The sequence below is a fragment of the Kitasatospora sp. NPDC059817 genome, from assembly GCF_042731835.1.
Lineage (GTDB): Bacteria > Actinomycetota > Actinomycetes > Streptomycetales > Streptomycetaceae > Kitasatospora.
The window spans coordinates 67,029-72,951 of record NZ_JBHWIR010000011.1; the positions used below are offsets into that span (position 1 = coordinate 67,029).

The following is a 5,923-nucleotide window of genomic DNA, read 5'->3' on the forward strand; positions in this document are numbered from 1 at the left end:
CCCGGCAAAACACCCACCCCCCCCATGCGGCCCCCCGGGGCCGGGTTTCCCCCCGGCCCCCCCGCCACCCCCCCCCGCACCCCGGTATGTTGGGGGCGGCGGTCGTTCGCGTTGCCGGTCAGGCCGGGTGCGAGGAATCCAGGTGCGCGAAGACCACCACGTTGTCCGAGTAGTCCTTCTGGCCCTTGTCGTACGTACCGCCGCAGGTGATCAGCCGCAGCTGGGCGTCGGGCGTCTGGCCGTACACCTTGTCGTCCGGGAAGGCGTTCTTGGGGAAGGCCTCCACCGAGTCCACCGAGAACACCGCGACCGTGCCGTCCGCGCGCCCCACCTCGATCTGCTGGTCCGGTTGCAGCTGGCTCAGCATCACGAACACCGCCGGGCCCGTGGTGGTGTCCACGTGCCCGGCGACCACCGAGCTGCCGAGCTCGCCCGGGGAGACACCGTCCCGGTACCAGCCGACCAGGTTGTCGTCGTCCGGCGGCGGCGCGGTGAGCTGGCCCTCCGGATTGAGCGTCAGCTCGGTGAACGGGGCGTCGACGCCGATCTGCGGGATCCGCAGCCGGGTCGGGTTGGCGCGGCCCAGCGACGGTGGCGCAGGGGCCGGGTCCTGGGCGGCCTCCGCAGGGGCCTCCGCGGGGGCGTCCGCAGGGGCCTCCGCGGGGGCGTCCGTGGGGGCGTCCGCGGGGGTGGTGGCCGGTGGGGACGGGCGGGGGGTGGCCGGCGCGACGATCGCCGGGGGACGGATCACGCCGGACGCCGAGTTGGCTTTCGGCGTGGTGTCGACCGAGTTGTACATCAGCAGCAGACCGACCGCCGCCGCACCGATGCCGGTGCGCAGCAGTCGGGACATTCCAGGGACGGGACCGCCCATCGCTCCTCTTTCTCCATTCCCATGCGCAGCCGGGCCGGTGACGGCCCGAAAAGGTCCAGAAGGTCCAAAACGACCCGCCGCCCCCGTGCGCGCCGCCCTGGTGGGGAGGCGCGTGGGGGCGGCGTCAGATGCCGGACGTCAGATGGTGGCGCCGGTGTTGCGGCGGTTGCGGCGCAGCGCGTACGCGCCGGCCCCGAGGCCGCCGATCAGGAGGACGGCGCCGGAGGCGAGGCCGCCACCGGACAGCGTGGTGCCGGTCTCGACCATCGCCAGGCCGCCACCGCCGGCGTGCACGCCGCCGTGCGGGCCCTTGCGGCCGTGCTCGCCACCACGGCCGTGCTCGCCGCCGCGGCCCTCGCCGCCCTTGTCGCCGCCGCGGCCCTCGCCGCCCTTGTCGTCGCCACGGCCTTCGCCGCGGCCGTGCTCGTCGCCACGGCCCTCGCCGCGGCCGTGCTCGTCGCCACGGCCCTCGCCGCGGCCGTGCTCGTCGCCACGACCCTCGCCGCGGCCGTGCTCGTCGCCGCGACCCTCGCCGCGGCCGTGCTCGTCGCCACGGCCTTCGCCACGGCCGTGCTCGTCGCCACGGTCGTCGCCGCGACCGTGCTCGTCGCCGCGGTCGGACTGGTCCTGCGAGGTGAGGCTCTTCGCCTGGTCGGCGGAGCCGTCGGCGAAGGCCATGGGGGTGCCGACGGTGAGAACGGCGGCGACAGCCGCCCCGGCGAGCAGAGTGCGTGCAGAACGCATGAGGTTGATCCTTCCGATACACAGGCCCGCGATCGCCGGCACGGCGCCGGACAAGGGAATTCGTGGGAACTGCGTCTGATTCACCGTCAACCACCGCGACGTCCGCCGCCACCGGAGAGTGGCGACTTGGGTACGGACTGTGCTCGATTCGAGTGGAGTCCCGGCCCGGTTCACCCGGGTGCCCCAGTGAGACGGGTGAAAAGGATTCGCGGCGGTCCGGGCCGAGTCGGTCCTGTGCTGACGGCGTGTCGGTCCGTCCCGAAGGCGCTGACGCCGCGTCGGGCGGGTCCGGGACGATGCTGACGCCGCGTCGGGCAGGCCCGGGAAGGCGCTGACGCCACGTCGGGCGGCTCGGATGGTGCTGACGCGCCGTCGGGCGGGCGTGGGTGGCACTGACGCCGCGTCGGGCGGGCTCGGGCGGCGCTGACGCCACGTCCGATCGGGCCGGACACGCACGTGGGGCCGGCGCCCCCCCGGGGGCGCGGGGGGGCCCCCCCGTCGCTGCTCGCAGCCGTCGCTGCTCGCAGCCGTCACTACTCGGCGGCCGCCCAGCGCTTCTCCACCCGCGCCAGCTTCCAGTAGGCGATCGCCGCGGCCCAGACCACCACGAACAGCCCGGCGATCGCGTAGCCGACGTTGTCCAGCGAGATGCCCGCGATCCAGCCGGTGACCGGGTCGGTCAGATCGAGCTTCTCGTGCAGCACGCCGACCAGCTCGATGGTGCCGATGACGAAGGCCACCGCGATCGACAGCCCGGTGATCGTCAGGTTGTAGTAGACCTTCCGGACCGGGTTGGCGAAGGCCCACTGGTACGCGAAGTTCATGAACGTCCCGTCCAGGGTGTCGAACAGGCTCATCCCGGCCGCGAACAGCAGCGGCAGGCAGACGATCGCGTACCAGGGCAGCCCGGCCGCCGCGCCCGACCCGGCCATCACCATCAGGGTGACCTCGGTCGCGGTGTCGAAGCCCAGCCCCAGCACCATGCCCACCGGGAACATCTGCCCGGGCCGGGTGATCGAGCGGGTCGCCCGGTTCAGCACCCGGGCCATGAAGCCGCGCGAGTTGAGGTGCTCCTCCAGCTGCGCCTCGTCGTACGACCCGGCCCGCATCGCCCGGAACACCTTGAGGATACCGAGCAGCGCGGCCAGATTGAGCGCGCCGATCAGGTAGAGGAACACGCCGGAGGCCGTCGTGCCGACCATCCCGAGCCACTTGTGGGTGGTCGAGTCGTCGTCCATCAGCGTGCTGGCCAGCTGCGCGCCGCCCGCCACCAGGGCGGCCATCAGCACCACCATCGAGGAGTGCCCGAGGGCGAACCAGAAGCCGACCGAGACCGGCCGCTTGCCGTCCGCCATCAGCTTGCGGGTGGTGTTGTCGATCACCGCGATGTGGTCGGCGTCGAAGGCGTGCCGCATGCCGAGGGTGTACGCGGTGATCCCCAGGCCCACGCCGAAGACCTGGGTGCCGACCGCGTAGTTGTGGGGCGCGACCAGGAAGATGAGCGTCCCGAACGCCACCACGTGCATGGCCAGGATCACCCCCATCAGCCCGGCCGTGCGGACGGTGTCCTCGCGCTTCCAGCGGAACGTGGGCAGCACGGACGGTGTCGCCGGCGCCTCGGCGGCGGCGGTTTCGGGCAGGGTCATTCGGGTCACGCTCCAGCACCTCGTGGAAACACTTCGTGAGATGCCGTGGCCGGTCTCCTGGCTTACGGGGGTCCCGTACCCGCCTTCCCAGGTGCGCGAGGCTCCCAGTGGCGTCGTGGGTACGGACGTCTCTCCATCGTCGACGATCACGATGGCCCGATCACAGTGGCGAGGGCCGCTCCGGACTGGGACCCCTGAGGATCCGTCACCGGTCTTCCCGAGCACCACGGCGGGGAACACCGTAGGGGCCAGGACCCACCCTTGCAAGGCTGCGCACCTGCGCAGGTGTCCAGGATCACAGGCCCCCTCCTGCAACAATGTGCGCATGCATCTCGTACCGGCCGACCGCGCGGGCCACCGCACCATCGACGGACACCGGGTCTGCGAGGCCATCGCCGCGATCGGCGACCCCGCGCACGTCCGCACCTGGGCCGAGCGGTTCTCCCTGCTCGCCGACCCCGGGCGGCTCGCCCTCCTGCTCGCCCTCCACCGGGCCGGCCCGCTCGCCGTCTCCGACCTCGCCGTCGCCACCGGCATGCGCGACCCCGCCGTGTCCCAGGCCCTGCGGCTGCTCCGCACCGCGGGCGTGGTCACCGGGGACAAGGACGGGAGAGTCGTGCGCTACCGGCTCGTGGACGAGGCCATGCGCCCCCTCCTCGACGCGTGCGCCGCCGCCGAACACCACGAGCCCACCGCGGCCGTCGGCTGACCGGCCCCCCGGAGGACACGCCGGGGCCCGGCCGGAGCAACCGCGGACCCGGTCAGGCCGCCTGGCAGGTGGGGCACCAGAAGAGGTTGCGCGCGGCGTGCTGCTCCGCCCGGACGTCGGTGCCGCAGACCAGGCAGGGCATCGCGGCCCGCCGGTAGACGTACACCTCGCCGCCGTGGTCGTCGACGCGCGGCGGGCGGCCCATCGCCTCGGGGGTGTGCTCGGGCCGGACGGTGTCGATCCGGCCCGCGCCGACGCCCTCGTGCATCAGGGCGACCAGGTCGGCCCAGATCGCGTCCCACTCGCCCCGGGTGAGGTCGCGGCCGGCGCGGTACGGGTTGATCCCGTGGCGGAACAGCACCTCGGCCCGGTAGACGTTGCCCACCCCGGCCAGCACCTTCTGGTCCATCAGCAGCGCGGCGACGGTCGTCCGGCTCGCCGATATCCGGCGCCAGGCGGCCTGCGGATCGGCGTCGGCGCGCAGCGGGTCGGGGCCCAGCCGGGCGGCGACGGCGGCCTTCTCCGCGCCGGTGACCAGCGCGCAGGTGTTGGGGCCGCGCAGGTCGGCGTAGCCGTCGTCGTTGGCCAGCCGCAGCCGGACCAGGCCGACCGGCTCGGGCGCGGGCCCGGTGCCGAAGGCGAAGCCGCCGTAGAGGCCGAGGTGGACGTGCACCCAGCCGCCCTCCTCGAAGCCGAGGAACAGGTGCTTGCCGACGGCTTCGGCCGCGGTGAGCAGCTGCCCGTCGATGGCCTTGGCCTCGTCGGCGAACCGGCCCTGCGGGCTGGACACCTCGACCGGGCGGCCGCCGAAGGCCTTCCGGTTCTCGGCGGCGAGGCGGTGGATGATGTGGCCTTCCGGCACGGGCGTCAGCTCCCCCGGGGTGGTTCGACAGGACCCGCACATCATCGCAGTCGGCACCGACAGCGCCGGATCGTCGCAGGTCAGCGGACCGGCATGCCCATCAGCCGGGCCAGGATGACGCGGTCCAGCTCGGCGGCGGTGCCGGCCACGTCCAGGTACGAGTTGTCGATGATCGGCAGCCCGGAGTTGTACCAGCCGGCCATCCGGCCGTGGATCCGCGCCACCTCCTCGTCACCGAGCCGCCGGGTGCCGCCGCGCCGGGCGTTGCGGTGCAGAACGGAGTCCAGGCTGGGCAGCAGCACGACCGGGATCATGCCGGGGCCGATGTGCCGCTTCCAGCCGCCGAGGCCGATGGCCGGGCGGTCCGGGAAGACGGCGTCGTCGATGATGCAGGAGATGCCGTTGGCGAGGTAGTTGCGGCAGGCGAAGCCGCAGGTGCGGCGGGCCAGCCGGTACTGCGCCTCGGAGGCGTTGTTCCAGCCGGACTGCGGGTTGGCGAAGCCGGACTGCACCCACTCGCGGACGTCGTCCAGGCTGATGTGCGCGGTCGGGCTGGGCCGGCGCTCGGCCCAGTACCGGGCGACGGTGGTCTTGCCCGCCCCGGCCGGGCCGATCAGCAGGACGGCGATCGGACTGGCGGGCGCGTGCCGCTGCGGCGGGTGGGCGGGGAGTTGCACGGGCGCGCCGGAAGGCAGCACGAAGTGCCCGGTGGCCCCGACGGGGACCGGCGCACTGGGCGCGGGCGCGGGTGCGGCCGGAGCGGGCGCGGAGACAGGAGCCGGAGCGGGCGGCACGGGAGCAGGCGGCACCGGAACGAGCGGCACCGAAGCGGCCGGAGCGGGCGGCACCGGCGGCGGCGCGGCGGCCCCCGACGGCTGCGGCCCCGGCGGAGCGGCGGGACGCGGCGGGACGTGCCCACCCCCGGCGTACTGCGTCACGGTCACCTCCCGACACCTCTCAGCGGGGAGACTACACGGCGGCCCGGCGGGGGGGGCGCGGCGCCCCCCCGGGCCGGGCCCCGCCCGCCGCCGGGGGGGGGTTGGTGGGGCGGGGGGGCCGGGCGCCCCCGCGGAGACGCCCGGCCCAGA

General features: G+C 74.4%; 6 protein-coding genes and 1 riboswitch. Of the genes, 1 reads left to right on the plus strand and 5 read right to left on the minus strand.

The window, feature by feature from the left end:
* Nucleotides 1-118: 118 nt before the first annotated feature.
* From ACFV61_RS04275 to ACFV61_RS04285, 3 genes are all read right to left on the minus strand, one after another.
* Nucleotides 119-853, minus strand: coding sequence for a class F sortase (locus ACFV61_RS04275; protein ID WP_380490075.1), 735 nt, complete (start codon nucleotides 851-853; stop codon nucleotides 119-121).
* 159 nt (nucleotides 854-1,012) lie between these two features.
* The gene (locus tag ACFV61_RS04280) at nucleotides 1,013-1,618 is read right to left on the minus strand and encodes a hypothetical protein (protein ID WP_063350291.1); all 606 of its coding nucleotides are present in this window, start codon (nucleotides 1,616-1,618) and stop codon (nucleotides 1,013-1,015) included.
* Nucleotides 1,619-2,151: 533 nt separating this feature from the next.
* Nucleotides 2,152-3,264: a HoxN/HupN/NixA family nickel/cobalt transporter gene (locus ACFV61_RS04285; protein ID WP_380490077.1), complete on the minus strand. Its 1,113-nt coding sequence runs from the start codon at nucleotides 3,262-3,264 to the stop codon at nucleotides 2,152-2,154.
* Between the two features lie 29 nt (nucleotides 3,265-3,293).
* Nucleotides 3,294-3,508: riboswitch (cobalamin riboswitch) on the minus strand.
* 81 nt (nucleotides 3,509-3,589) lie between these two features.
* Between ACFV61_RS04285 and ACFV61_RS04290 the strand changes: the two genes are divergently transcribed.
* Entirely contained in the window at nucleotides 3,590-3,973 is a 384-nt protein-coding gene (locus ACFV61_RS04290) for a metalloregulator ArsR/SmtB family transcription factor (RefSeq protein ID WP_063346776.1), read from the plus strand.
* A 52-nt stretch (nucleotides 3,974-4,025) separates the two neighbouring features.
* Here the strand turns inward: ACFV61_RS04290 and ACFV61_RS04295 are convergent, their stop codons facing one another.
* Together ACFV61_RS04295 and ACFV61_RS04300 are read right to left on the minus strand one after the other, a co-directional pair.
* Nucleotides 4,026-4,835 (minus strand): Fpg/Nei family DNA glycosylase, encoded by an 810-nt coding sequence (locus ACFV61_RS04295; RefSeq protein ID WP_380490080.1) that lies wholly within the window; start codon nucleotides 4,833-4,835, stop codon nucleotides 4,026-4,028.
* An 80-nt stretch (nucleotides 4,836-4,915) separates the two neighbouring features.
* The coding region (locus tag ACFV61_RS04300) for an AAA family ATPase (RefSeq protein ID WP_380490082.1) at nucleotides 4,916-5,923 on the minus strand (1,008 nt) is incomplete at its 5' end.

Excerpts from the sequence above, each read along its gene's own strand:
- ACFV61_RS04275 (WP_380490075.1), bottom strand. The coding sequence starts at position 853 with ATGTCCCGACTGCTGCGCACCGGCATCGGTGCGGCGGCGGTCGGTCTG.
- ACFV61_RS04280 (WP_063350291.1), bottom strand. The coding sequence starts at position 1,618 with ATGCGTTCTGCACGCACTCTGCTCGCCGGGGCGGCTGTCGCCGCCGTT.
- ACFV61_RS04285 (WP_380490077.1), bottom strand. The coding sequence starts at position 3,264 with ATGACCCTGCCCGAAACCGCCGCCGCCGAGGCGCCGGCGACACCGTCC.
- ACFV61_RS04290 (WP_063346776.1), top strand. The coding sequence starts at position 3,590 with ATGCATCTCGTACCGGCCGACCGCGCGGGCCACCGCACCATCGACGGA.